The following is a 24,498-nucleotide window of genomic DNA, read 5'->3' as shown; positions in this document are numbered from 1 at the left end:
CGGGCGGCCGTCGGCCTCCCGGGCCCCTGCGACGTCAGGCTCCTGACGCCCGCTCGGCGGTCGTCAGTCGTCGTCGCCATCGCCGACGACCTGGATGACGAGCTCGTACTCCCCGTCCCCCTGGTACGACGGGAAGCCGACGAACTTGGGCCGCAGGCTGCGGTCCTCGATGCCGTTGCGGAACAGGTAGGTGCCCGATGCCGGGTCCTGGAGCGTGTAGTACCCGCTGACCAGTTCGCCCGCATCCTTGATCGGCGTCGCGTCGTCACCCTGCTCGTCGGCGTACCGCACGACGTTCCAGGAGGATATGGGCGCGGTCCCGCTCGGCGTCACGACCGCCTGGGTACCGGGGTCGGTCGACTGCGCGCTGAGCACCAGCCCGCTCGCCTGGTCGGTGAAGACGGTCGAGCCGTCCGGGCCGGAGGAGGCCACCCAGGTCGCCGCGTTGGGCGGGGCGATGAGAGCCGCGTAGACCGTGCCGTTGATGATGGCGACGCCGGCACCGCGGATCTGGATCTGCACAAGTGGGTCGGACATGGGGCACCTCCGGTGGGGGCGGCACGACGGCCGCTGTCACTGCTGAACACTGGCCTGGTGATTCTGCTGACTCCGCACTCTTCGTGGACAGAGCGCGCGGAGTACCATCCGCGTGTCGCACACGCACCAACGCGCCCCCGGGGAGGGGTTTGTTCCGCATATTGCGTGAACTGATCCCCGGGCGGGTCCGGGACATTTTCCACACTGTCCCGCGAGGGTCCACTTCACCTCTTGTCTCCTCGAAACGCTGTACCGGCCGCCGCCGAATCGCAATCCTGGAACCACCGGAAATCCAGTGCGCAAAAGCGTGAGGCAGTGTGTGCGATGGGCGGAGAACAGCGGTGCGGCATGCCCTTTTCGCGGGTCACCCCGAGCAGCGGGCGGACCCGGCGGGCGATCGGGGGACGGCGGTGACCACCAGGGACGCGGCAGCGGTGGGCAGCCTGGCCCGGGACCGGCGGCGGGACCGGGTCGGGGTGGTGATGGCGCGGTACGCCGGGGAGGTCTACCTGCGTCCGCTGGGCGGCGGTGTCGAGTGGACCGCCCGCGCCGAGGACCTGCTGCCCGCCGATCGGCGGGATGAACTCCGGGCGCGCGTGGGCGAGTTGAACGCCAACAGCCGCGACTCGCGGTGCCGGTGAAGAGCCGGGGCGGCAGGCCGCCGCGCGCCCGGCGGTCCGGCTGCTGCCTGAACGACGAGCATCCGGAACTGCACGCGCTCTGCTCCGGGCGGTTCAGCTTCCGGGCCGGGCCGAACTCCAGCCCGGAGGAACACCGATGCAGTTGCCCGTGCCACACCTCCGGCGACGAGTAGCAGCTTTTTCGTTTCCGCACAGACAACAGGAGAGAAGTTGAGCGAGAACCCGCGCACGCGGTACGCGGCGGCGGTCCGCCGGGCCTGCGAGGACAACGACCTTCCGTTGGTCCGCAGCCTGTTCGCGGAGGCGAGCAGAGAGGTCTTCACCCTGCGCGGGCTGCTGCCGCGCGAGGACGAGATCCTGCTCGGCCGACGGCTGACGGCCAGGTACCAGGCCGGGGCCAGCCTGTTGCTGCTGGCCGCCGAGATCGGCCGGTCGACGCAGTACACGGCGAAGGTGCTGCGGCTGGCCGGGGTGACCATCCGGCCCGCGTACCGCCCGGTGATGACCGCCTACCCGGTGGACCTGGCCGAGCTGCGCCGCCGCTACGAGGCCGGGGCGTCGGTCTCCAGCCTGGCGCACCTGATCCACTACTGCCGCGAGAGCACCCGCAAGTACCTGCTGCACGCCGGAGCGGAGCTGCGGCCGAACGGCGTGCGGCCGTCCGCCCGCTACGACCGGTGAGGTACGCCACCAGCCCGGTGGAGCAAGGCACTCCGCAACATGTTCGGACAGGGATACGCTCACTCCGACGAGTTGGAGGCCATCGTGCCGCAGGCAGGCAGTGGGAAGGGGCAGTTGTGAGCAGGAAGCTCGCGGACTCGGTGCCCTCGGGGCACTGCCTGACGTGCAGCGGCAAGGGCCGGATCGGCAAGTCGGAGTGCCAGTCGTGCAGCGGGACCGGGCACGCGCACCAGGTGATCAGCGGCGACCCCTGCATCCTGTGCGAGGGGTCGGGCCGCTACACCCGCTACAGCGTCAGCCCGGACGGCCGGGCCCGGACGGTGATCCGGGTCGAACGCTGCATGGCCTGCAACGGCTCCGGCCGCGTCAACGCCTCCACCGGCGGTCCGCTGCCCACCGGCTGGACCGCCATCCACCTCCCCGGCGTCCGCTGAGCGGGCGGCCCGGGAAGGGGACGGCGGCGGGGACGGGCGTCAGCCGGTGACGGTCACCGCACCGGTCTCGATGTGGCCGGTGGCGCGGCGGCTCCAGCTGGAGTCGCCGCTGACGGTGACCGTGAAGTCGTACCAGCCGTTGGCGACGGTGACCGCGTTGAAGTAGTCGGAGACGGTGGCACCGGCGGCGACGTTGTACGTCCAGGGGCCGTCGGTGCGGTAGTTGTTCGAGGTGATGGTGAAGGTGACGGCACTGCCGCCGGTGTTCCTCAGGGCGAACCAGACCGCCTCCGCGCCGGTGTTCGGGGCGGTCGCGTAGGACGTGACGGCCTCGGCGGTGCTCCCGGCGGTGGTGGCGTTGCCGGCGAAGTGGCGCAGGAAGCGGTTGGGGCCGAGCACGGTCAGGTCGTACGCGCCGTTGCCGTTGTTGGCGCCGATGCTGAAGGAGGCGCTGGCGCTGCCGTCGGTGCCGGTGGCGGCGTTGTGCGGGGCCACCGTGTACTGCCAGGGGCCGCCGGTGTTCCCGGCGTTGGAGTAGACCGAGTAGTGCGCGTAGGCGGTGGCCTGCGGGCCCTGGTTGGCCAGGTCCAGCCAGAGCAGGGTCGCGTTGTCGGCGTCGTACTCGATGTGGTCGACCCAGGCGTTGGGCTGGTAGGGCAGCGCGCGGGCGGGCTTGGTACCGGCCTCCTGGGTGGGCAGGGAGTTGGTGCCCGGGCTCGGGTTGACCATCAGGCTGGCGGTGGTCTGGCTGATGGTGGCGGTGGCGGCCGGCAGGGCCGGCGGCCCGTAGACCGGGTTGGCGAAGTCGAAGGCGCCGGTGAGGTCACCGCACACCTGGCGGCGCCAGGTGCTGATGTTGTTGCAGACGGCGGGGGTGCCCAGGGCCGAGGTCCAGGTCTCCAGGAAGCGGATGACGCTGGTGTGGTCGTAGACCTGGGAGTCGACGAAGCCACCGCGGGTCCACGGCGAGGCGACGATCATCGGGACCCGGAAGCCGAGGCCGATGTTCTCGCCGGAGTAGAACTCCCCGGCGGTCCCGGCCGGGGCGACCGGCGGCGGCACGTGGTCGAAGAAGCCGTCGTTCTCGTCGTAGTTGAGGAACAGCACGGTGGAGTTGAAGACGTCCGGGTCCGACGCCAGGGCCTGGATGACCAGGTTGACGAAGTACGCGCCGTTCTCCGGCGGCCCGTCCGGGTGCTCGGAGTAGAGCTGGTTGGAGACCACCCAGGAGACCTGCGGCAGGGTACCGGCCTTGGCGTCGGCGGCGAGGGCGTTGGCGATGTCGACCGGGGTGTTGCCGGTGCTGGGCACCGAGCCCATGCCGTAGTGGGCCAGCGGGCTGCTGCTCGCGGCGCCGGTGAACTGGCTGAAGTAGGCCAGTGCGTTGTCGCCGAAGTTGTCGGAGGCGTTCTGGTAGACCTTCCAGCTCACCCCGGCGTTCTGCAGCGTCTCGGCGTAGGTCTGCCACTTCAGGCCGGACTCGGAGCCGCCGTCGTAGGCCGGACCGCCCGCGGCGCCCGCCGGGTCGATCTCGCCGGACCACAGGTAGGTGCGGTTCGGGCCGGTCGCGGACAGGATCGAGCAGTGGTACGCGTCGCAGATGGTGTAGGCGTCGGCGAGCGCGTAGTGGAACGGGATGTCCGAGCGGTTCATGAAGCCCAGGGTCCGCACCGAGCCCTTGGCGGAGACCCAGGAGTCCATCTTCCCGTTGTTCCACGCCTCGTGCTGGGTGGACCAGGAGTGGTCCAACGAGCCGTCACACTGCGCCAGTTGCTCCTTGCTGACGCCGAAGTACCAGGTGTCGGTGGCGCTCAGCTGCCAGGGGTACTGGCGGCCGCTGCCGTTGGGCTGGTTGAAGACGCTGTTGCCTCCGGCGATCTCGATGGTGGCCCGGTCACTGAAGCCGCGCACCCCCTTCAGCGTGCCGAAGTAGTGGTCGAAGCTGCGGTTCTCCTGCATCAGTACCACGACGTGCTTGACGTCGGTGATGGTGCCGGTGGTGGCGGCGGACGCGCGGGGCGCGGTGCCGGGCAGGGCATCCAGGCCGATCGCCGCGCCGAGGGCGGCGGCGGAGCCGAGGAAGGTACGACGGGTGACGGGTGCCACGGGGGACCTCCGGGAGGATTGTGTATACAACTCCAGCCGTGCGACTCTGGGGCAGCCAGGTGTCTACCGCCCGGTAACCATATGACGGCAGAGTGAAACACAACAGACCAACGGAAGAGACGTGGTGTCAGCAGTCCCCCGGCAGAAGGGAAAGCGGTACGCCCAGCCGCGCGCCGGACGGCCTGGCCCGTGGGTCAGCGGCGTTCGCCCCGAACGGCACCGCGCGCGGGGGTGTCGCCGATGGCGAGGGCGAGGCGCCACATGCCGGTGGCGGGGTTGACGCGTGCCTCGTGGCCGGGGGCGGCGAGCTGCTTTGCCCGGCGTACCGCGTCGGGCCATCCCTGCTGGTAGTCAGCGAACCTGAGGCCCGTTTTGCTGTATTTCCCCGGCAGGCATCTCGCAATCACCGATTCAAGCTGCTTGTAACTGGCGGCGTGGCTGCGGTGATCGGCGAAATGTAAGATGAGCCAGAGTTCGAAGCAGGGATTGGACAGCGCGATATGGATGTTCTCGGCGTCCGCGTCGGCCTGCGCCTGGTCGATATCGACGAACTGGTCGACATCGAGCACGCACCAGGTCTGGTCGTATTCCTCACCGGTGGTTCGGGCGTACTGCGCGGCATATGCGACGACCTGGGACGGGGATCTGGGGTGCTCGATCACCTTGACCGAGACCGCTGGATTCCGCACGACGGAGCAGAGGCCCTGGATGTAGTCCCGCTCGGTCACCTTCGCGCCACAGACCACGAGCAGTCGCTCGCGGGGCTCGCGGCTGTTGACCGCTCGGCCGAGGGTGGACTCGAACGACGGACCTCTACGGCCGCTCGGCTTCGGCTCCCGCGCCATCCGCTGTCCCCTCCCCCTGGAGCAGCGCCCGGGTGAAACTGCTGTCGATGAAGGGGACGCCGCCGTAGCTGCCGCCGAGGTAGCGTCGCTCCCGGTTCTCGTTCCGGCGCGGCTTGAACTCCGCGAGGGCGAAGATCTCCGATTCGCCGTACTGGTTCTTCTCCACGAACCAGACCTGGTCCCGCTTGAGGATGTCCTCGCCGCTGTCCTTGCCGAGCAGGCTCGCGTCATGGCTGGTGAAGATGAGCTGGGCGCCGTGCTTGTTGGTCTCCGGATCCTGGAACATCCTGATCAACTGGGCGGTGAGCCTCGGATGCAGGCTGGAGTCGATCTCATCCACCACCAGGGTCCCACCGTGGCGCAACACGGCGAGGAATCGGGGAAGCTGCTCCAGTAGAGCCCGGGTCCCGGCGGACTGGTCCTGCAGACTCATGCGCACGACGCCGTCGCGCCCGCGCTGGCCGATCCACGGCCGGGTGACCTTCTCGAACTGGCGACCCTCCTTGTGGATGGGTCCGTGCGGGCGACGAGGCGCCGTGGTCTGGATTTCCTCCACTCCCCATTCCTCGATTCCGAGATCGGCTGCCCTGAGAAGTTCCACCAGCTCCGGGTAGCGCTTCGGCGTCTCGAAGAATCGATTCATTTCAAGGACATCCGTCGGCGACTTCAGGCGCCGAAAATTCAGCCCCTTCTGGAACCACTGATAGACCGGCTGGAAATCCGACTGCTTGGAGCGGGCGGCCAGGGACATGAACAGCACATTGGGCTCGGTGATGCTTTCGACCAGTCTCAGCTCGCGCTTCTCCTGCGAGTCGCCGGGCTCGAAGTCACCGTCGGACCGTTCGAAGATCTTACGTTTCTTCCCCAGCGGATAGCTGTAGAGCCATTCGTTGACAACCCGCTCGTCGTCCACGCTGAAGCCGTAGGTGTAGCGGATGTCGTCGAGCAGCAGGTCCACCACGTACCAGGAAGGATCGGAAAGCGCGGACTCGTCAAGGCGGAAGGGGCGCCGCGGCACACCGCCGTCCGGTTCGGCGTCACGGTGGGAATTCACCACCATGAAGGCCATGTACTCCAGGGCGTCGACGATGTTCGACTTGCCTGCCGCGTTGGCTCCGAAGATGCCGACGACCGGGACCGCCTGCCAGTCGGTGCCCTCGGGGCGGTCCGCTTCGAAGGCCGGGTGCAGCTGAAGCTGTTGCTCGTCCCGGATCGAGCGATGATTCGCCGTTCTGAAGTTCAGCAGCACCTGAGACTTCCTTCTGGGGGATGAAGTGCCCTCTTGTGCAAGTGAATCGCGTCAGCGGATCGCTGACAACCGAAACCCGGGGAGAACACGCCGAAGGGCGGCGCCGACGGTGGGTCGGGCCGCCCTTCGGGGGGGTGCGGGTGGGCTACTTGACGACGCTGAGCGGGAGGAGCTTCTTGCCGGTGGGGCCGATCTGGATGTCCAGGTCGAGCTGGGGGCAGACGCCGCAGTCGAAGCAGGGGTCCCAGCGGCAGTCCTCGACCTCGACCTCCTCCAGGGAGTCCTGCCAGTCCTCCCAGAGCCAGTCCTTGTCCAGGCCGGAGTCGAGGTGGTCCCAGGGCAGGACCTCCTCGTACTGACGCTCGCGGGTGGTGTACCAGGCGACGTCGACGCCGGTGCCGGCCAGGCCCTTCTCGGCGGCGCGCATCCAGCGTTCGAAGGAGAAGTGCTCGCGCCAGCCGTCGAAGCGTCCGCCGTCCTCGTAGACCGCGCGGATGACCTTGCCGATGCGGCGGTCGCCGCGCGACAGCAGGCCCTCGACCAGGCCGGGCTTGCCGTCGTGGTAGCGGTAGCCGATGTTGCGGCCGTACTTGCGGTCGTTGCGGATGGTGTCGCGGAGCTTCAGCAACCGGGCGTCGGTCTCCTCCACGCCGAGCTGCGGGGCCCACTGGAAGGGGGTGTGCGGCTTCGGCACGAACCCGCCGATGGAGACCGTGCAGCGGATGTCGTTCTGGCCGGTGACCTCGCGGCCCTTCTGGATGACGTTCCGTGCCATCTCGGCGATCTGCAGGACGTCCTCGTCGGTCTCGGTCGGCAGGCCGACCATGAAGTAGAGCTTGACCTGGCGCCAGCCGTTGCCGTAGGCGGCGGCGACGGTGCGGATCAGGTCCTCCTCGGAGACCATCTTGTTGATCACCTTGCGGATCCGCTCGCTGCCGCCCTCGGGGGCGAAGGTCAGCCCGGAGCGGCGGCCGTTGCGGGTGAGCTCGTTCGCCAGGTCGATGTTGAAGGCGTCGACCCGGGTGGACGGCAGCGACAGGCCGACCTTGTCCTCCTCGTAGCGGTCGGCCAGGCCCTTGGCGATGTCGGCGATCTCGGTGTGGTCGGCCGAGGACAGCGACAGCAGGCCGACCTCCTCGAAGCCGGTGGCCTTGAGGCCGCGCTCGACCATCTCGCCGATGCCGGTGATGGAGCGCTCGCGGACCGGGCGGGTGATCATGCCCGCCTGGCAGAAGCGGCAGCCCCGGGTGCAGCCGCGGAAGATCTCCACGGACATCCGCTCGTGCACCGTCTCCGCGAGCGGGACCAGCGGCTGCTTCGGGTAGGGCCACTCGTCGAGGTCCATCACGGTGTGCTTGGACACCCGCCACGGTACGCCGGAGATGGTCGGCACGACCCGGCTGATCCGGCCGTCGGCCAGGTACTCGACGTCGTAGAACTTGGGCACGTACACGCCGCCGGTCCGGGCCAGCCGGTACAGCAGCTCGTCGCGGGGGCTGCGGCCGTCGGCGCCGGGGCGGCCCTCGGCCTTCCAGGCGCGGATGACCTCGGTGATGTCGAGCACGGCCTGCTCGCCGTCGCCGACCACGGCGGCGTCGAGGAAGTCCGCGATCGGCTCCGGATTGAACGCCGCGTGGCCGCCGGCCAGCACGATCGGGTCGTCCGGACCACGGTCCGCGGCCTCCAGCGGGATGCCCGCGAGGTCCAGCGCGGTGAGCATGTTGGTGTAGCCCAGCTCGGTGGAGAAGCTGAGGCCGAACACGTCGAAGCCCTTGACCGGGCGGTGCGCGTCCACGGTGAACTGCGGCACCCGGTGCTCGCGCATCAGCGCCTCCAGGTCCGGCCAGACGCTGTAGGTCCGCTCGGCGAGGACGCCCTCGCGCTCGTTGAGCACCTCGTAGAGGATCATGACGCCCTGGTTCGGCAGCCCGACCTCGTAGGCGTCCGGGTACATCAGGGCCCAGCGGACATCGCAGGCGTCCCAGTCCTTGACGGTGGAGTTCAGCTCACCACCGACGTACTGGATCGGCTTCTGGACGTGCGGGAGGAGGGCCTCCAGGCGCGGGAAGACCGACTCGACAGGCATAGAGGAGGACTTTCGTGTGGACGCAGGTCGGATCCCTCAGGATAACGCGAACGGCCGCACCGCCGTCGCGCTCGGTCAGGCGGGCATGATCCGCTGCATCCTCACCGACTGGAGCAGCCCGATGCCGACCCAGATGGCGAACATCGACGAGCCCCCGTAGCTGACGAAGGGCAGCGGGATCCCGGCCACCGGCATGATCCCCAGGGTCATCCCGATGTTCTCGAAGGCCTGGAAGCCGAACCAGGCGACCACCCCGGCGGCGACGACGGTGCTGTAGAGGTCCCCGGCCTGGCGGGCGATCCGGCAGGCCCGCCAGAGCACCACCGCGAGCAGCAGGATGATCAGACCGGCGCCCAGGAAGCCCAGCTCCTCCCCCGCGACCGTGAACACGAAGTCGGTCTGCTGCTCCGGCACGAACTGGCCGGTGGTCTGCGTGCCGTGGAAGAGCCCCTGCCCGGACAGGCCGCCGGAGCCGATGGCGATCCGCGCCTGCGCGGTGTTGTAGCCGACCCCGGACGGGTCGAGCCGGGGATCGGCGAAGGCCGCGAAGCGGGCGATCTGGTACTGCTTGAGCAGGTGCAGCTGCACCACCGCGAAGGCCCCGGTGCCGCCGACCACGATCAGTCCGAGCAGCCAGCGGGTGGGGGCGCCGGAGGCCAGCAGCACCGCCAGGATGATCACCACCATGACCATGGTGGAACCGAGGTCGGGCATCAGCAGGATCACCCCGATCGGCACCGAGGCCAGGGCCAGGGCCTGGACGATGGCCTTCCCCTGCGGGTGCGGGGTCTCTCCCGCGTCCACCCGGGCCGAGAGCAGGGTGGCCATGCCGAGGATGATCGCGATCTTGCAGAACTCGGACGGCTGCACCGAGAAGCCGCCGCCGAGCACGATCCAGGAGTGCGCGCCGTTGACGGTCGAGCCGAGCGGGCTGAGCACCGCCAGCACCGCCAGTACCGCGAAGCCGTACAGGAACGGCACGGCGGTGCGCAGCCGGTGGTGGCCGAGCAGCACGATCCCCACGCACAGGCCGATCCCGATGGCCAGGTTCAGCAGGTGCCGGACCAGGAAGTACTGCGGGTCGCCGTGGTTGATGTCGCTGCGGCTGCGGGTCGCCGACCACACCAGCAGCGAGCCGAGGCCGGAGAGCGCGACGGCGGCGGCGACCAGCACCCAGTCCATCCGGCGCAGCGGGGACTCGCGGGCCAGCAGTCGGCCGACCGCGCCGCGCTGCGGGGTGTAGCGGGGGCTGCGGTAGCTGGTGGTCAGACCGCTCATGCGGCGGCCCTCCGCTCGGCCTCCAGGCCGGGGGTGAGCGGGCCCTGCCGGTCGCCGCCGCCCCGGGGTCCGGCCGGGGCCGGGCCGGTGGAGCCGGGGAGGTCCACCGTGTAGGCGGCGGGCTCGGCCACCGAGCCGTCGGGGGCGAAGCTCGGCAGCGCCGCCTGCGGGGTCGGCAGCAGCGCCTTCTTCGGGTCGATCGAGCCGTTCGGCTGGACCCCGTAGAGGGCGTTGTAGATGCTGCGGACGGCCGGGCCCGCGCCGCCGGAGCCGGTGCCGCCCTGGGCGATGGTCATCACCACGGCGTAGTCCTTGGTGTAGGTGTCGAACCAGGAGGTGGTCTGCTTGCCGACGACCTCGGCGGTACCGGTCTTGGCGTGCAGCTGGATCTTGTCCTGCGGCCAGCCCTGGAACTTCCAGGCGGCGGTGCCCTCGGTGATCACCCCGGCGGTGGCGTCGTCGATGTACTGGATGGTGCGCGGGGTGTCCGGCAGGTGGCCCTGGACGACCGGGGGCAGGTCGGTGACGACCTTGCCGGACGGGGTCACCACCGCCTTGGCGATCTGCGGCCGGTAGAGGGTGCCGCCGTTGGCGAGGGCCGCGTAGACCCGGGCCATCTGGATCGGGGTGACCAGGGTGTCGCCCTGGCCGATGGCGTAGTTGACCTCGTCACCGGCGCGCACGGTGGCGAAGTCGGAGCAGTCCTCGCGGGCGACCTCGGTGCCGTAGTCGTTCTTGCCGCTGGCGGCCTGCTTGCACCAGATGTCCTTCATCTCGGCGTAGTACTGGTCGTGCCAGGCGCGGTCAGGGACGCGTCCGGCGACCTCGCCGGGCAGGTCGATGCCGGTCTTCTGGCCGAGGCCGAACTCGGTCGCGGCCTTGAACAGCCAGTCGGCCGGGTGGGTCGGCCGCATCCCGCCGTCCTTGATCCACTGCTGGTAGGCGATGTTGTAGAAGACCGTGTCGCAGGAGACCTCCAGTGCCTTCGACAGGTCGATGTCGCCGAAGTTCTCGCCCTCGAAGTTCTTGAACACCCGGCCGCCGATGGTCATCGCCGAGGTGCAGGGGAACTTGTCGTCGTAGGTGTACCCGGCGTTGATCGCGCCGGAGGTGGTGACCACCTTGAAGGTCGAGCCGGGGGCGGACTGGCCCTGCATCGCCCGGTTCAGCAGCGGGAAGTCCGAGTTGCCGTTGGTCAGCGAGGCGTAGTCGCGGTCGGAGATGCCGCCGGTCCAGACGTTGGGGTTGTAGGTGGGGGCGCTGGCCATGGCGATGATCCGGCCGGTGTGGACGTCCATCACCACCACCGCGCCCGAGTCGGCCTTGTAGTTCTGGTGGGTGACGGTGTCCCAGGTCTTCCGCAGGGTGATCAGCGCCTGTTGCAGCTGCGCCTCGGCGATGCCCTGGATCCGGGAGTCGATGCTGGTCACCACGTCGTCCCCGGCGATCGCCGGGGTGCCGCCGCCACTGCCGATGACCCGGCCGAGGTTGTCCACCTCCAGGTTGTCGACGCCGGGCTTGCCGCGCAGCTGCCGGTCGTAGACGGACTCCAGGCCGGCCCGGCCGACCTGGTCCGAGGCGGCGTAGAGGGACTTGCCGTCGGAGCCGGTGGCGGCGTCGATCTCGTCCTGGGTGACCGGGGAGAGGTAGCCCAGCAGCTGCGCGGCGTTGGCGCCGTGCGGGCCCGGGTAGTCGCGGACGGCGGTCGGGTCGGCGGCGACGCCGGGGAAGTCCTCGCGGCGCTCGACGATCTGCATCGCCTGCTGGGTGGTGGCCTGGGTGGTCACCGGGATCGGCTGGTAGGGCGAGCCGTTCCAGCAGGGCTGCGGGGTGACCGCGTCGCACAGCCGGACCTTGTCGTGCACCTCGGTCGGGCTCATCCCGAGCACCTGCGCCAGCCGGGCCAGCACCGCCGCGCCGCCGTCGTGCTGCTGGAGCAGCGCGGTGCGGCTGACGGTGACCACCAGCTGGGTGGTGTTGTCGGCCAGCGGCGAGCCGTTGGCGTCCAGGATCTGCCCGCGCACTGCCGGTACCTGGACCGGGCGCAGGTGGTTGGACACGGCCTCCTGCGAGTACTGGCGGCCGTCGCGGATCTGGAGGAACCAGAGTCGGCCACCGAGGGTGGCCAGCAGCGACAGGACGATCACCTGGAGGACCAGCAGGCGGCCGGTCACCCTCGGGCTGCGCCCGGCGGACTCCGGGGTTCTGGGCATGTGCTTCGCTTCCCGCCCGGCGGTTACGGACTTTGCGGTTGCGGACTTTGCGGTTGCGGACTCTGCGGTTGCGGACTGTTGGTGGTCACGAGGGAGGGTTCAGCGCTTGACGTCGCCGAAGCCGGGGACGGTGCCGAGGCCGACCGCGCCGCCGGTGCGGCTGCCACCGCCGCCGAACATCGCGCTCCGGCGGTCGAGCGCGCCGCGCCGGGCGCGGCGCGGGCCGCCGAGGCCGGTGCCGCCGTTGCCGAAGTCCTCCCGGACCGAGCGGCGGGCCAGCGCCGTCACCGCGGGCACCACGAACGGCGCCAGCAGCACGTCGTACAGGACGGCGGTGACCAGCAGGCCGGGCAGCCCGACGTGCCGGGCGGCGGTGTCGCCGACCAGCGCGCCGACCGCCGCGTACGCCAGCGTGGTGCCGAACGCGGCGGCGGCGACCACCAGCAGCGGGGTCACCACCGAGCGGATGTGCCCGCTGGACGAGCGCAGCAGGCCCGCCGCGTAGCCGAGCAGGCAGAGCACCAGCGCGTAGCGGCCCACCGCGTGGTCGGACGGCGGCGCCAGATCGGCCAGCAGTCCGGCGAAGAAGCCCGCCAGGCAGCCGCCGGCCGGTCCGTAGACCAGGGCGAGCCCTATCACCACCAGCAGCAGCAGGTCCGGTGCGGCGCCGGGCAGGCCCAGCCGGGCCAGGACGCTGACCTGGAGTACCAGGGCGGCGACGATCAGCCCCCGGAGAGCAGCAGGCGGTGCAGCCACATGTGGGTCAGCCTCTCTTCGTTGCTTCTTTCGGCGGCGGTGGCGTCGGCGTCGGCGGTGGCGTCGGCGGCGTCAGTGCGCGGCGGGTTTGGGCGGGAGCACCGCGTAGCGGGGGTCGCCGGTGGGCGGCTCGACCACCACGCCGACCAGGTCGAGCGTGGTGAAGTGGACGTAGGGCTGGACCAGTACCGTCCGGGTCAGCTGTCCGGGGGTGTTCTCCACCTTGCTGACCTTTCCGATCGGCACGCCGGGCACGAACGGGCGGTCGCCCTGCGAGCCGAAGGTCACCATCCGGTCCCCCGGCTTCACCTCGGCCTGGCCGTTGAGCAGTTCCACCCGCATCGGGCCGTTGCCCTGGCCGGTGGCGAAGCCGACCTCGCCGTTGTCCTCCAGCCGGGTGCCGACGCTGAACTCCGGGTCGCTGGCCAGCAGCACGGTGGAGGTGTCCGGGCCGACCGTGGTGACCCGCCCCACCAGGCCGTCGCCGTTGATCACGGTCATGTCGCGCTGGATGCCGTCGTCGCTGCCGATGTCGATGGTGACCGTCCAGGAGAAGCCCTGGGCCGCGCCGATGGCGACCACCTCGGCGGACTTGACGGTGTACTGGCCCGCTCCGGCCGCGCCCAGCAGCCGGGTGAGCTGGGTGCTGCGGTTGTCGACCAGGTCGGAGCTGGAGACCTGCTGCTTGAGCGCGACGTTCTGCTGTTCCAGGGCACGGATCCGGTCGCCGCTGGTGCCGGACTCGCGCAGCGAGCGGAGCGCGTCGGCGACCGGCTGGACGGCCCCGGAGACGCCGCTCTCGACCGGTCCGAGGACGGAGGCGGTGGCGTCCCGCGCGCCGTTCAGCGGGGAGTCGTCGCCGCCGCGGATGTCCACGGTGATCAGCGCGAAGGCTACGGCGACCAGCAGGACGAGCAGGAGCCGGCTTTCTCGTGTGTCCTTCACGGTCCTCGGCTGGGCCCTTCAAGCGGTGTGCGGAGCTCCCGGGGCCCGCGCGGGCCGCCCGGAGCGTGGACGGGGGGTCAGCGGCGCGGCTGCGAGTCCAGTACCTGTTGTAGTGCCTCGAACTCCTCGACGCACTTGCCGGAGCCGAGGGCGACCGAGTCCAGCGGGTTCTCCGCGATGTGGACCGGCATGCCGGTCTCACGGCGCAGCCGCTCGTCCAGGCCGCGCAGAAGAGCACCGCCCCCAGTGAGAACGATGCCGCGGTCCATGATGTCACCGGCCAATTCCGGCGGGCACTGGTCCAGGGTGGTCTTCACCGCGTCGACGATGGCGTTGACCGGCTCCTCGATGGCCTGCCTGACCTCGGCGGCGGAGATCACCACGGTCTTCGGCAGGCCGCTGACCAGGTCGCGGCCGCGGATCTCGCTGTGCTCCTCCTTGTCCCCGTCGAGCGGGAAGGCGGAGCCGATGCCCATCTTGATCTGCTCGGCGGAGCGCTCGCCGAGCAGCAGCGAGTACTCCTTCTTGATGTGCTGGATGATCGCGTTGTCGAGCTCGTCCCCGGCGGTGCGGATGGACTGCGCGGTGACGATCCCGCCCAGGGAGATCACCGCGACCTCGGTGGTGCCGCCGCCGATGTCGACGACCATGTTCCCGGTGGGCTCGTGCACCGGCAGCCCGGCGCCGATGGCGGCGGCCATCGGCTCCTCGATGATGTGCACCTGGCGGGCCCCGGCCTGGCGCGAGGCCTCGATCACGGCGCGCCGCTCGACCCCGGTGATGCCGCTGGGCACGCAGACCACGACCCGGGGGCGGGCCATGTAGCGGCGGCGGTGGATCTTCAGGATGAAGTAGCGGAGCATCCGCTCGGTGATCTCGAAGTCGGCGATCACGCCGTCCTTGAGCGGACGGATGGCGACGATGTTGCCGGGTGTGCGCCCGATCATCCGTTTGGCCTCGGCGCCGACCGCCAGGATGCCGCCGGTGTTGGTGTTGACGGCGACCACCGAGGGTTCGTTGAGGACGATCCCGCGGCCCCTGACGTACACGAGCGTGTTGGCGGTGCCGAGGTCGACAGCCATGTCACGACCGATGAACGACATGCTGTTGTTCGCCATGGGCTTGGGGGGCCTTCCCGGGGTTCGAGGGTGGGGCGGCTGCGGGCTCCGGTTGACGCGCCGTCAGCCACCAGGGAGTTTCCGAGTCGCCTCCATGGTAGCCATCGAGGCACAGACAGTGACCGTTCGCTTTGCCCCAGTATCCAGGCGGACGATCCGATTTTCCGCTATTGGGAGGCTTGTGTCGGAACGGCGATTCAGCGGAGTGTTCAATTCCGATTATTTGGCCACCCGGACGGCTACCCGAGCGGACTCGGGACAAACAGAAGACCGCACGTCAGCACCCGGAGGGGGGTAAGGACTGACGTGCGGTCGAAGGCGCGGGCCCGGTTCGGACGGGCGCGCGAGCCGCCCCCGTCCCGGCGTGCGGACGACGCACGACGGGGGCGTACGCGGGTCGGCGCGCGTGGTCGGGCGCGCGCCGCCGGGCACGCGCGGTCGGGTGAGGCAGGACGGTCAGGCAGGACGGTCAGGCGTGGGCGGGGAAGAAGATCTTGATCTCGCGCTCGGCCGAGGAGTCCGAGTCCGAGGCGTGGATCAGGTTCTCCCGGGTGATGGTCGCGAAGTCGCCGCGGATGGTGCCCGGACCGGCCTCCAGCGGGTTGGTCTTCCCGGCCAGCGCGCGCACGCCCTCGATCACGCTCTCACCCTCGACGATCATCGCCACCGACGGGCCCGAGGCCATGAACTCCATCAGCGGCTCGTAGAAGGGCTTGCCGACGTGCTCGGCGTAGTGCTGCTCCAGCGTGGCCTGGTCCAGGGTGCGCAGTTCCAGCGCGACCAGCCGCCAGTTCGCCTTGCGCTCGATCCGGCTGACGATCTCGCCGACGAGGCCGCGGCGGACCGCGTCGGGCTTCAGGATGACGAGGCTGCGCTGCGGCATGGCGTACTCCAGGGTCTACTGCTGCGGGGTGGTCTGGTGGTCACCACGTCCGGTGTTCGGACTACGTGATGATCGCTGACGAGCCTACCCGCCGCCGGCCCCGCCCCAGCCGGTCAGGCCCCGGCCGCAGCCGCAGCCCGGGCAGCCTTGATCACGTCGACCTTGCGGCCGTAGTGGACCGAGGCCCACCACAGCGCCGCGAAGATCACGCCGAGCACGTACATCATCCCGATCACCAGCCCGCTGACGATCAGCGCCGCCTGGAGCGCCCAGCCGACGGCCACCGCGCCGGGGCGGCCGAGCACCCCGCAGAGCAGCACGCACAGTGCCATGGCCGCACCGCAGACCGCCCACAGGGTGCCGTGGGACACGGAGGAGAGATGCATCGCCACGAGGGCGGCAAAACCCACCACCATCGCCTCGGCGATCAGGGTGGACGAGCAGAGGGTACGCACGGCTGGGGCCTCTCGGGGCTGGCTTCGGGACGGGACGGCGGCGCGGGCCTCAGCGCGGGCTGAGCAGGATCCGGGCCTCGCCGACGGTGATGATGGAGCCGGTGATCAGCACGCCGGAGCCGCCGAGCTCGCCGACCTCCTCGGCCAGGGTGACCGCCGCGTCGATGGCGTCGTCGAGCCGCAGCTCCACCTGCACCCGGTCGGCACCGAAGATCTCCACCGCGGTCTCGGCCAGCTCGTCCACCGAGGTGGCCCGCTGGGTCGAGTTCTGGGTGATCACGACCTCGCTCAGGACCGGCTCCAGCGCCTCCAGCAGGCCCGCGGAGTCCTTGTCACCGCTGGTGCCGATCACCCCGACCAGGCGGGTGAAGCCGAAGGACTCGCTGATCGCCTCGGCCGTGGCACGGGCCCCGGCCGGGTTGTGCGCGGCGTCCAGGACGATGGTGGGGCTGCTGCGGACGACTTCGAGCCGACCCGGCGAGCTGACACCGGCGAAGGCGGCGCGGACCTTGTCGACGTCCAGCGGCTGCTCGCGGGCGGCGCCGACGCCGAAGAAGCCCTCCACCGCGGCCAGCGCCAGGGCGGCGTTCTGCGCCTGGTGGGCGCCGTGCAGCGGGATGAAGATGTCGGTGTACTCGTGGCCGGAGATGCCGCGCAGGCTCAGCAGCTGGCCGCCGAGGGCGATGTCGCGGTGCACCACCCCGAACTCCATGCCCTCGCGGGCGACCACCGCGTCGTGCTCCACCGCGTGCCGCAGGATCACCTCGGCGGCGTCCAGCGGCTGCTGGGCGACGATCGCGAGGCCGCCCTTCTTGATGATCCCGGACTTCTCGGTGGCGATCTTGCCGGTGGTGTCGCCGAGCTTGTCGGTGTGGTCCAGCGAGATCGGGGTGATCACCGAGACCGGGGCGTCGATGACGTTGGTGGAGTCCCAGGTGCCGCCCAGGCCGACCTCGACCACGGCCACGTCGACCGGCGCGTCGGCGAAGGCGGCGTAGGCCATTCCGGTGAGGATCTCGAAGAAGGACATCGGGATCGGCTGCGCGGCGTCGACCATGGCCACGTAGGGCTCGATGTCGTGCCAGGTGTCGACGAACAGGTCGGCGTCGATCGGCTCGCCGTCGAGGCTTATCCGCTCGGTCACCAGCTCCACGTGCGGGCTGGTGTAGCGGCCGGTGCGGAGCTCGAAGTGACGCAGCAGCTGCTCGACCATCCGGGCGGTACTGGTCTTGCCGTTGGTCCCGGTGATGTGGATCGCCGGGTAGGACCGCTGGGGCTGGCCCAGGATGTCCATCAGCGCCTCGATCCGGACCAGCGACGGATCGATCCGGGTCTCCGGCCAGCGCGCGGTCAGCTCGGCCGTCACCTCCCGGAGCCGTTCGGCGGGGCTGTCGGGGGCGGCTGACTCTTGGCTGCTGCGGGGGGTGTCGCTCACGCCCTCAGTCTACGGTCGCCACCGGCCGCGCTCAGCAGCGCGGTGGGCGTCGGCCGGAGCGGGCGGGTCAGTGGTGCTGGCGGGTCAGTGGCGCGGGGCGGGTCAGTGGTGCTGGTGGCTGCCGAAGTAGAACAGCAGCATGATGAAGCCCGCGAAGACGTGGAAGCCGATGACGTAGATCCCGGCGCGGATCCACACGCCCTTGTTGGCCCGGCGTCCGCCGCCCTCGCTGCCGTCGTCCTCGGGCGGCTCGGGCCGCCCGGGCGGCGCCACCGGTACCGGCCCGCTCGCGGCCCGCGCGGCGGGTACCGCCGGTACGGCGTCCGTGTCCATCGTCGGTCCGTCCGTCATGCTCCCGCCTTCGTCGTCGGTCCATGGTCCCAGCCCCCAGGATCGCATCCGCGCGCGACCGGGGCGGGACGCACGGGAGCCCCGAGCGCCGCTGGGGCGGTCGGGGCTCCGGTGGACCTCCGGGCTCAGCCCTCCGGGAGGGCGGCGAGCTGGGTGGCGAGCCGGGCGATGTCACCCTCGGCCTTGGCCCGCCGGTCGTGGATCTTCGCCACCGCCGCCGGGGCGGCCTTGGCCAGGAACGCCTCGTTGGCGAGCTTGGCGTCGGACTGCGCCAGCTCCTTCTCCGCCGCCGCCAGCGCCTTGGCCAGCCGCTTGCGCTCGGCGCCGACGTCGATGGTGCCGGACAGGTCCAGCGCGACGGTGGCCCCGGCCACCGTCAGCGTCGCGGTGGCGTGGAAGTCCTCCGCCGCCGGCTGGAGCTTGGCCACCAGGCGCAGCGCGGGCTCGTGCGCGGTCAGCGCGGTACCGGCCAGGTCGAGCCGGGCCGGGACCTTCTGGCCGGGGTTGAGCCCCTGGTCCGCCCCGAACCGGCGGATCTCGGTGATCACCTGCTGTAGCGTGGCGATCTCGGCCTCGGCGGCCGGGTCGCGGCGGGCGGCGTCGGCGGTCGGCCAGTCGGCGGCCACCACCGACTCACGGCCGGTGAGCGTGGTCCACAGGGCGTCGGTGACGAACGGGATCACCGGGTGCAGCAGCCGCAGGGTGACTTCGAGCACCTCGCCGAGGACCCGGCGGGTGGCGTCGGCCTGCGGGCCGCCCGCGATCAGCGTCGCCTTGGACAGCTCGACGTACCAGTCGAAGACCTCGTCCCAGGCGAAGTGGTAGAGGGCGTCGCTGAGCTTGGCGAACTGGTAGTCGTCGTAGAGCGCGTCGGCCTCGGCGACCACCGCGTTCAGCCGGGACAGGATCCACCGGTCGGTCGCCGACAGCTCCTCGGCGGCCGGCAGCGGGCCCTCCAGGGTCGCGCCGTTCATCAGCGCGAAGCGGGTGGCGTTCCAGATCTTGTTGCAGAAGTTCCGGGAGGCCTTGACCCAGTCCTCGCCGATCGGGACGTCCGCGCCCGGGTTGGCGCCGTTGGCCAGGGTGAACCGGACGGCGTCCGCGCCGAACTCGTTCATCCAGTCCAGCGGGTCCACGGCGGTGCCCGAGGACTTGGACATCTTCTTGCCGAACTGGTCGCGGACCAGGCCGGTGAGCGCGATGGTGTGGAACGGCGCCTGGCCGTCCATCGCGTACAGGCCGAACATCATCATCCGGGCGACCCAGAAGAAGATGATGTCGTGGCCGGTCAGCAGCACGTCGGTCGGGTAGAACTTCTCCAGGTCCAGGGTCTGCTCGGGCCAGCCCAGGGTGGAGAACGGCCACAGGCCGCTGGAGAACCAGGTGTCCAGCACGTCCGGGTCCTGGTACCAGCCCTCGCCGGTCGGCGGCTCCTCGTTCGGGCCGACGCAGATCTGCTGGCCCTCGGGGCCGTACCAGACCGGGATCCGGTGACCCCACCAGAGCTGGCGCGAGATGCACCAGTCGTACATGTTGTCGACCCAGTCGAAGTACCGCTTCTCCATCTCCTTGGGGTGGATCTGGACCCGGCCGTCCCGGACCGCGTCGCCGGCGGCCTTGGCCAGCGGCTCGACCTTGACCCACCACTGGAGCGACAGCCGCGGCTCGACGATGGTGTGGCAGCGCGAGCAGTGGCCGACGGCGTGCATGTAGGGGCGCTTCTCGGCGACGATCCGCCCCTGCTCGCGCAGCGCGCCGACGACCGCCGAGCGGGCCTCAAGCCGGTCCAGGCCGAGGAAGGGGCCGTGCACGGTGATCGCGCCGTGCTCGTCCATCACGCTCAGGCTGGGCAGGTTGTGGCGCTGGCCGATGGCGAAGTCGTTCGGGTCGTGCGCCGGGGTGACCTTGACCGCGCCGGTGCCGAACGCCGGGTCGACGTGGGTGTCGGCGACGACCGGGATCCGACGGTCCGTCAGCGGCAGCTCGATGGTGCGGCCGACCAGGTGCGCGTAGCGCTCGTCGTCCGGGTGGACGGCGATGGCGGTGTCACCGAGCAGCGTCTCGGCCCGGGTGGTGGCCACCACGATGGACTCGCCCCCCCGTCGCCCGCCGCCACCCTCATCGGAGTCGCTCCGCTCCGCCCCGTCAATGTCGCCGTAGCGGATGGAGACCAGCTCGCCCGGGCTGTCCTCGTGCTCGACCTCGATGTCGGAGAGCGCGGTGAGGCAGCGCGGGCACCAGTTGATGATGCGTTCGGCGCGGTAGATCAGGCCGTCGTCGAACAGCCGCTTGAAGATGGTCTGGACGGCCTGGGACAGGCCCTCGTCCATGGTGAAGCGCTCCCGGGACCAGTCGACGCCGTCGCCGAGGCGGCGCATCTGGCCGAGGATCCGGCCGCCGTACTGCTCCTTCCACTCCCAGACCTTCTCCACGAAGGCCTCACGGCCCAGGTCGTGCCGGGACAGGCCGGACTCGGCCAGCTGCTGCTCGACCTTGTTCTGGGTGGCGATCCCGGCGTGGTCCATGCCCGGCAGCCACAGCACCTCGTAGCCCTGCATCCGCTTGCGGCGGGTGAGCGCGTCCATCAGGGTGTGCTGGAAGGCGTGGCCCAGGTGCAGGGCGCCGGTGACGTTCGGCGGGGGGATGACGATGGTGTACGGGGGCTTGTCGCTCTTGGCGTCGGCGGTGAAGTAGCCCGCGTCGACCCAGCGCTGGTACAGCGGTCCCTCTACCTCCGCCGGGGCGTACTGAGTCGGAAGACCAGCCTCCCCGGAGGGAGGGGTCTGGGCGCTGTGGTCCCCGTGCTGCTCGGGGCGCTGGTTCGTGTCGGTCACGACGCCCAGTTTACTGAGGTATCGAGAAGCGCTTGACCAATTGACCGGGCGGGCCACCCGTCCGCCTGTGCGTTCGCATAGCGGGCCGAATGCGACGGTTATGGGGAAGTCAATGGACACCTGTCGGCCGGTGCTGGTCTGATGTTTGACTATGTCGACCTATCCGCCCCCACCCCCGGAGAACCCGGGCGGGGCCACCCCCTACGGCGGCGCGCCCGGCCCCGGCCGGCCCGCCCCGCAGTACGACCCGAACGCGCCGCAATACGACCCGAACGCCCCGCAGTACGACCCGAACGCGCCGCAGTACGGGCAGCAGCAGTACGGGCAGCAGCCGCCGTACGACCCGAACGCACCGCAGTACGGGCAGATACCGCCGCAGGGCGCGCCCTACGGCGACCCGAACGCGCCCTGGAGCTTCGCCCCGCCGCCGCCGAGGAGCCGGAAGGGCCTGAAGATCGGGCTGAGCATCGGCGGCGCGGTGATCCTGATCGTCGGCGGTGTGATCGGCTACGCGGTCTTCAACGTCACCAAGTCCACCGGCGAGTACAAGCTGGTCCCGCCGCAGACCTTCCAGGGCATGACCCGGGACGACAGCAGCGCCATGGCCAAGAGCGAGGCCGGCGCCATGGCCGACGCCTCGGGCAAGGCCGGGCTCACCCCCGTGGTCACCATCTACAACAGCTCGTCCGGCTCCCCGGGGCTGCTCTTCGAGGGCGAGTACGGGGACACCCTGGGCGCCTCGCTGGGGGTGAGCCAGTTCTGGACCAAGATCACCGCAGCCGGGCAGGCCACCGTGAGCGACAAGACCGACGAGCCCGCCGGGAGCCTGGGCGGCAGCATGCAGTGTGCGATCGTCACCATCCAGGGCACCACCGTGCCGACCTGCGTGTGGGGCGACAACAGCTCGGTCACCGCGATCATGGACTTCAGCGTCGCCTCCTCCGGCTCCTCCGGCGGCGACTCCAGCAGCGAGATCTCCGCGGTCGACGCCAAGACCCTGGCGCTGCGCAGCGTCGCCGAGGTCAAGAAGTAGCCCGCCGAGCCGGGCGAACAGTCCGTCACCGCACCTTCCGGTCCGGCTGAGGCAGCGCGCCGCAGCCGGGCACGGGTCGCCGGAGCCCGCCGTTTCCCCGCACCGGGGTCGAGAACCGGGTCTCCGCGTCGCGCCTGCCGCCCTCAGCCGGGGCGCTTCTGGTCAACTGACAGCCGACAGCGGCCGTTCCGACCTGAGCGGCCCGGGCTGAACAGCGAGGAAGCACGTGAGCGAGGACAGGAGCGCTGCCGCGCGGCGGGCGCGGATCGAGGCGCTGCGCGCCGCCGAGCACGCCAAGGCGAGACGGCGCAAGGCCGGGGGCATCGGCGCGGTGGTGCTGGCGCTGGCGGTGATCGCGGGCGGCATCACCTGGGCGGTGACCGGCAGCGGGGGCAACAGCAACTCCAGCGGCTTCTGCGAGCACGCCGCGTCCGGCAGCCCCAACGGCAAGCACTTCTCCACCGCCCCGGCGCTGACCATCGACACCTCGGCGGCCTACTCGGCGGTGCTGCGGACCTCCTGCGGCGACATCGGCATCAAGCTGGACGCCAAGGACGCGCCGAAGACCGTCAACAGCTTCGTCTTCCTGGCCCAGCAGGACTACTTCAACCACACCCACTGCCACCGGCTCACCACCCAGGGCATCTACGTGCTCCAGTGCGGCGACCCGACCGGCACCGGTACCGGCGGCCCCGGCTACACCATCCCGGACGAGTACCTGAACGACCCGGCGATCAAGGGCGGGACCTACCCGGCGGGGACCGTGGCGATGGCCAACTCCGGCCCCGACACCAACGGTTCGCAGTTCTTCCTGGTCTACCAGGACAGTCAGCTGCCCGCTTCGTACACGCCCTTCGGCACCATCACCTCCGGCCTGGACACCCTCCAGCACATCGGCAAGGACGGGGTCAGCGGCGGCGGTACCGACGGCAAGCCGAACGACTCGGTGGTCATCAACTCCGTTCCGGTGACCAAGAGCTGACACAGCGACAGACCCCCGCCCCGCCCGGCCTTCGGCACGGGGGGAGCGGGGGCCCGCGGTGGCTCGGGGCCGCAGTCGGTCAGGCCGACTTGTCGCGGCGCTCGCGCTGGCTGCGCAGGTCACGCGGGACCAGCGTCGGGTTCACGTGCTCCAGCACGACGTCCTCGGTGACCACCACCCGGGCCACGTCCTTGCGCGAGGGCACCTCGTACATCACCGACATCAGCACCTCCTCCATGATGGCGCGCAGCCCGCGCGCGCCGGTGGAGCGCTTGATGGCCTGGTCGGCGATGGCGTCCAGGGCGGTGTCGGTGAACTCCAGCTCCACACCGTCCAGCTCGAACAGCCGCCGGTACTGCTTGACCAGGGCGTTCTTCGGCTCGGTGAGGATCTGCAGCAGCGCGTCCCGGTCCAGGTTGTGCACGCTGGTGATCACCGGGAGGCGGCCGATGAACTCCGGGATCATCCCGAACTTCACCAGGTCCTCCGGCATGACCGCGCGGAACTGGTCGCTGGACTCGACCTCGTGCTTGCTGCGGATGGTCGCGCCGAAGCCGATGCCCTTCTTCCCGGCCCGGGACTCGATGATCCGCTCCAGGCCGGAGAACGCGCCGCCGACGATGAACAGCACGTTGGTGGTGTCGATCTGGATGAACTCCTGGTGCGGGTGCTTGCGGCCGCCCTGCGGCGGCACCGAGGCCGTCGTACCCTCCAGGATCTTCAGCAGCGCCTGCTGCACACCCTCGCCGGAGACATCGCGGGTGATCGACGGGTTCTCGCTCTTGCGGGCGACCTTGTCGATCTCGTCGATGTAGATGATCCCGGTCTCGGCCTTCTTGACGTCGTAGTCGGCCGCCTGGATCAGCTTCAGCAGGATGTTCTCGACGTCCTCGCCGACGTACCCGGCCTCGGTCAGCGCCGTGGCGTCCGCGATCGCGAACGGCACGTTCAGCATCCGGGCCAGGGTCTGCGCCAGCAGGGTCTTGCCGGAGCCGGTCGGGCCGAGCAGCAGGATGTTGGACTTCGCCAGCTCGATGCCCTCGTCACGGCCGTGCTTGCCGTTCTCGCCCGCCTGGACCCGCTTGTAGTGGTTGTAGACCGCCACCGAGAGCGACTTCTTGGCCGCCTCCTGGCCCACCACGTAGCCGTCCAGGAACTCGTAGATCTCCCGGGGCTTGGGCAGCTCCTCGAACCTCACCTCCGAGGTCTCCGCGAGTTCCTCTTCGATGATCTCGTTGCACAGGTCGATGCACTCGTCGCAGATGTACACGCCGGGCCCGGCAATGAGCTTCTTCACCTGCTTCTGGCTCTTCCCGCAGAACGAGCACTTGAGCAGGTCGCCACCGTCACCGATGCGTGCCACGAGGTGCTTCCCCTTCGCCAATGGCTCCGTGGGGCAGGAGCCTGGTGCTTGGTTTCCGACGGTACTCCGTCAGGACCCCCGATCCGCCGACTTCGGCGGGCTTGCCTCTTCCGCCCTGGGCGAATTCGTCCGGCGGACGACCGCGGAGGGTTGTCCGGGAAGAGTACAGATCCTGGTGGAGGCACCACCCCGCGGCCTGGCTTCTGGTGGGCCGGGGCAGGAGGGGCGGTGCACAGTCGGTACCACCGATGGTGCCAGGCCGGGGCCCCCGCT

General features: G+C 70.3%; 20 protein-coding genes and 1 pseudogene. 5 read left to right on the top strand and 16 right to left on the bottom strand.

All coding sequences use genetic code 11. The features are described from left to right. Positions 1-63 precede the first annotated feature (63 nt). Positions 64-537: a hypothetical protein gene (locus tag GXP74_RS07835; protein WP_182450668.1), complete on the bottom strand. Its 474-nt coding sequence runs from the start codon at positions 535-537 to the stop codon at positions 64-66. 341 nt (positions 538-878) lie between these two features. On the opposite strand from GXP74_RS07835, the gene GXP74_RS07830 reads away from it, so the two are divergent. The 3 genes from GXP74_RS07830 (at position 879) to GXP74_RS07820 (ending at position 2,293) form a co-directional block, all read left to right on the top strand. After that, a complete protein-coding gene (locus tag GXP74_RS07830; protein WP_182450667.1) occupies positions 879-1,178 on the top strand; it encodes a hypothetical protein in 300 nt (99 codons plus the stop codon). Positions 1,179-1,388: 210 nt separating this feature from the next. After that, a complete protein-coding gene (locus tag GXP74_RS07825; protein ID WP_182450666.1) occupies positions 1,389-1,859 on the top strand; it encodes a hypothetical protein in 471 nt (156 codons plus the stop codon). Positions 1,860-1,975: 116 nt separating this feature from the next. Further along, entirely contained in the window at positions 1,976-2,293 is a 318-nt protein-coding gene (locus tag GXP74_RS07820; RefSeq protein WP_182450665.1) for a hypothetical protein, read from the top strand. Between the two features lie 39 nt (positions 2,294-2,332). Here GXP74_RS07820 and GXP74_RS07815 read toward each other — a convergent pair whose 3' ends face one another. From GXP74_RS07815 to GXP74_RS07750, 14 genes and pseudogenes are all read right to left on the bottom strand, one after another. Further along, positions 2,333-4,399 carry a phosphocholine-specific phospholipase C gene (locus tag GXP74_RS07815; RefSeq protein WP_182450664.1) on the bottom strand — a complete coding sequence of 689 codons (2,067 nt, stop codon included), beginning with the start codon at positions 4,397-4,399 and terminating at the stop codon, positions 2,333-2,335. 194 nt (positions 4,400-4,593) lie between these two features. Continuing rightward, on the bottom strand, positions 4,594-5,244 hold the full coding sequence (locus tag GXP74_RS07810; RefSeq protein ID WP_182450663.1) for an RloB family protein: 651 nt from the start codon (positions 5,242-5,244) through the stop codon (positions 4,594-4,596). Next, positions 5,213-6,493 carry an ATP/GTP-binding protein gene (locus tag GXP74_RS07805; protein WP_182450662.1) on the bottom strand — a complete coding sequence of 427 codons (1,281 nt, stop codon included), beginning with the start codon at positions 6,491-6,493 and terminating at the stop codon, positions 5,213-5,215. Before GXP74_RS07805 ends, GXP74_RS07810 begins: the two co-directional genes overlap by 32 nt. Before the next feature lie 145 nt (positions 6,494-6,638). After that, entirely contained in the window at positions 6,639-8,579 is a 1,941-nt protein-coding gene (locus tag GXP74_RS07800; protein WP_182450661.1) for a TIGR03960 family B12-binding radical SAM protein, read from the bottom strand. 75 nt (positions 8,580-8,654) lie between these two features. Further along, entirely contained in the window at positions 8,655-9,857 is a 1,203-nt protein-coding gene (rodA, locus tag GXP74_RS07795; protein ID WP_182450660.1) for a rod shape-determining protein RodA, read from the bottom strand. After that, complete coding sequence (gene mrdA, locus GXP74_RS07790) at positions 9,854-12,070, bottom strand: penicillin-binding protein 2 (RefSeq protein WP_182450659.1); 2,217 nt, start codon at positions 12,068-12,070, stop codon at positions 9,854-9,856. Before mrdA ends, rodA begins: the two co-directional genes overlap by 4 nt. Before the next feature lie 99 nt (positions 12,071-12,169). Continuing rightward, a pseudogene (gene mreD, locus GXP74_RS07785) lies at positions 12,170-12,828 on the bottom strand (rod shape-determining protein MreD). A gap of 70 nt (positions 12,829-12,898) precedes the next feature. Continuing rightward, positions 12,899-13,771, bottom strand: coding sequence for a rod shape-determining protein MreC (gene mreC, locus GXP74_RS07780; protein ID WP_182450657.1), 873 nt, complete (start codon positions 13,769-13,771; stop codon positions 12,899-12,901). Between the two features lie 77 nt (positions 13,772-13,848). Then, entirely contained in the window at positions 13,849-14,874 is a 1,026-nt protein-coding gene (locus GXP74_RS07775) for a rod shape-determining protein (RefSeq protein ID WP_182456262.1), read from the bottom strand. Between the two features lie 484 nt (positions 14,875-15,358). Then, positions 15,359-15,772, bottom strand: coding sequence for a nucleoside-diphosphate kinase (ndk, locus tag GXP74_RS07770; RefSeq protein WP_182450656.1), 414 nt, complete (start codon positions 15,770-15,772; stop codon positions 15,359-15,361). A gap of 113 nt (positions 15,773-15,885) precedes the next feature. Continuing rightward, positions 15,886-16,227 carry a DUF4233 domain-containing protein gene (locus tag GXP74_RS07765; RefSeq protein WP_182450655.1) on the bottom strand — a complete coding sequence of 114 codons (342 nt, stop codon included), beginning with the start codon at positions 16,225-16,227 and terminating at the stop codon, positions 15,886-15,888. Positions 16,228-16,276: 49 nt separating this feature from the next. After that, positions 16,277-17,662, bottom strand: a complete 1,386-nt coding sequence (locus GXP74_RS07760; protein WP_182450654.1) for a folylpolyglutamate synthase/dihydrofolate synthase family protein — start codon at positions 17,660-17,662, stop codon at positions 16,277-16,279. Positions 17,663-17,764: 102 nt separating this feature from the next. Further along, on the bottom strand, positions 17,765-18,013 hold the full coding sequence (locus tag GXP74_RS07755; RefSeq protein WP_182456968.1) for a DUF6126 family protein: 249 nt from the start codon (positions 18,011-18,013) through the stop codon (positions 17,765-17,767). Positions 18,014-18,138: 125 nt separating this feature from the next. Continuing rightward, complete coding sequence (locus GXP74_RS07750; protein ID WP_182450653.1) at positions 18,139-20,847, bottom strand: valine--tRNA ligase; 2,709 nt, start codon at positions 20,845-20,847, stop codon at positions 18,139-18,141. 151 nt (positions 20,848-20,998) lie between these two features. Here GXP74_RS07750 and GXP74_RS07745 point away from each other — a divergent pair, with 151 nt between their 5' ends. Together GXP74_RS07745 and GXP74_RS07740 are read left to right on the top strand one after the other, a co-directional pair. Beyond that, on the top strand, positions 20,999-21,880 hold the full coding sequence (locus GXP74_RS07745; RefSeq protein ID WP_182450652.1) for a hypothetical protein: 882 nt from the start codon (positions 20,999-21,001) through the stop codon (positions 21,878-21,880). Between the two features lie 226 nt (positions 21,881-22,106). Beyond that, the gene (locus GXP74_RS07740; protein WP_182450651.1) at positions 22,107-22,862 is read left to right on the top strand and encodes a peptidylprolyl isomerase; all 756 of its coding nucleotides are present in this window, start codon (positions 22,107-22,109) and stop codon (positions 22,860-22,862) included. Between the two features lie 79 nt (positions 22,863-22,941). Here the strand turns inward: GXP74_RS07740 and clpX are convergent, their stop codons facing one another. Then, complete coding sequence (clpX, locus tag GXP74_RS07735; protein WP_182450650.1) at positions 22,942-24,225, bottom strand: ATP-dependent Clp protease ATP-binding subunit ClpX; 1,284 nt, start codon at positions 24,223-24,225, stop codon at positions 22,942-22,944. Positions 24,226-24,498: the final 273 nt, after the last annotated feature.

Origin of the sequence: Streptacidiphilus sp. P02-A3a, from assembly GCF_014084105.1 — a bacterium.
Taxonomy (GTDB): Bacteria; Actinomycetota; Actinomycetes; order Streptomycetales; family Streptomycetaceae; genus Streptacidiphilus.
The sequence above is the reverse complement of the archived record's forward strand: the minus strand, read 5'-3'. Positions and strand labels throughout refer to the sequence as shown.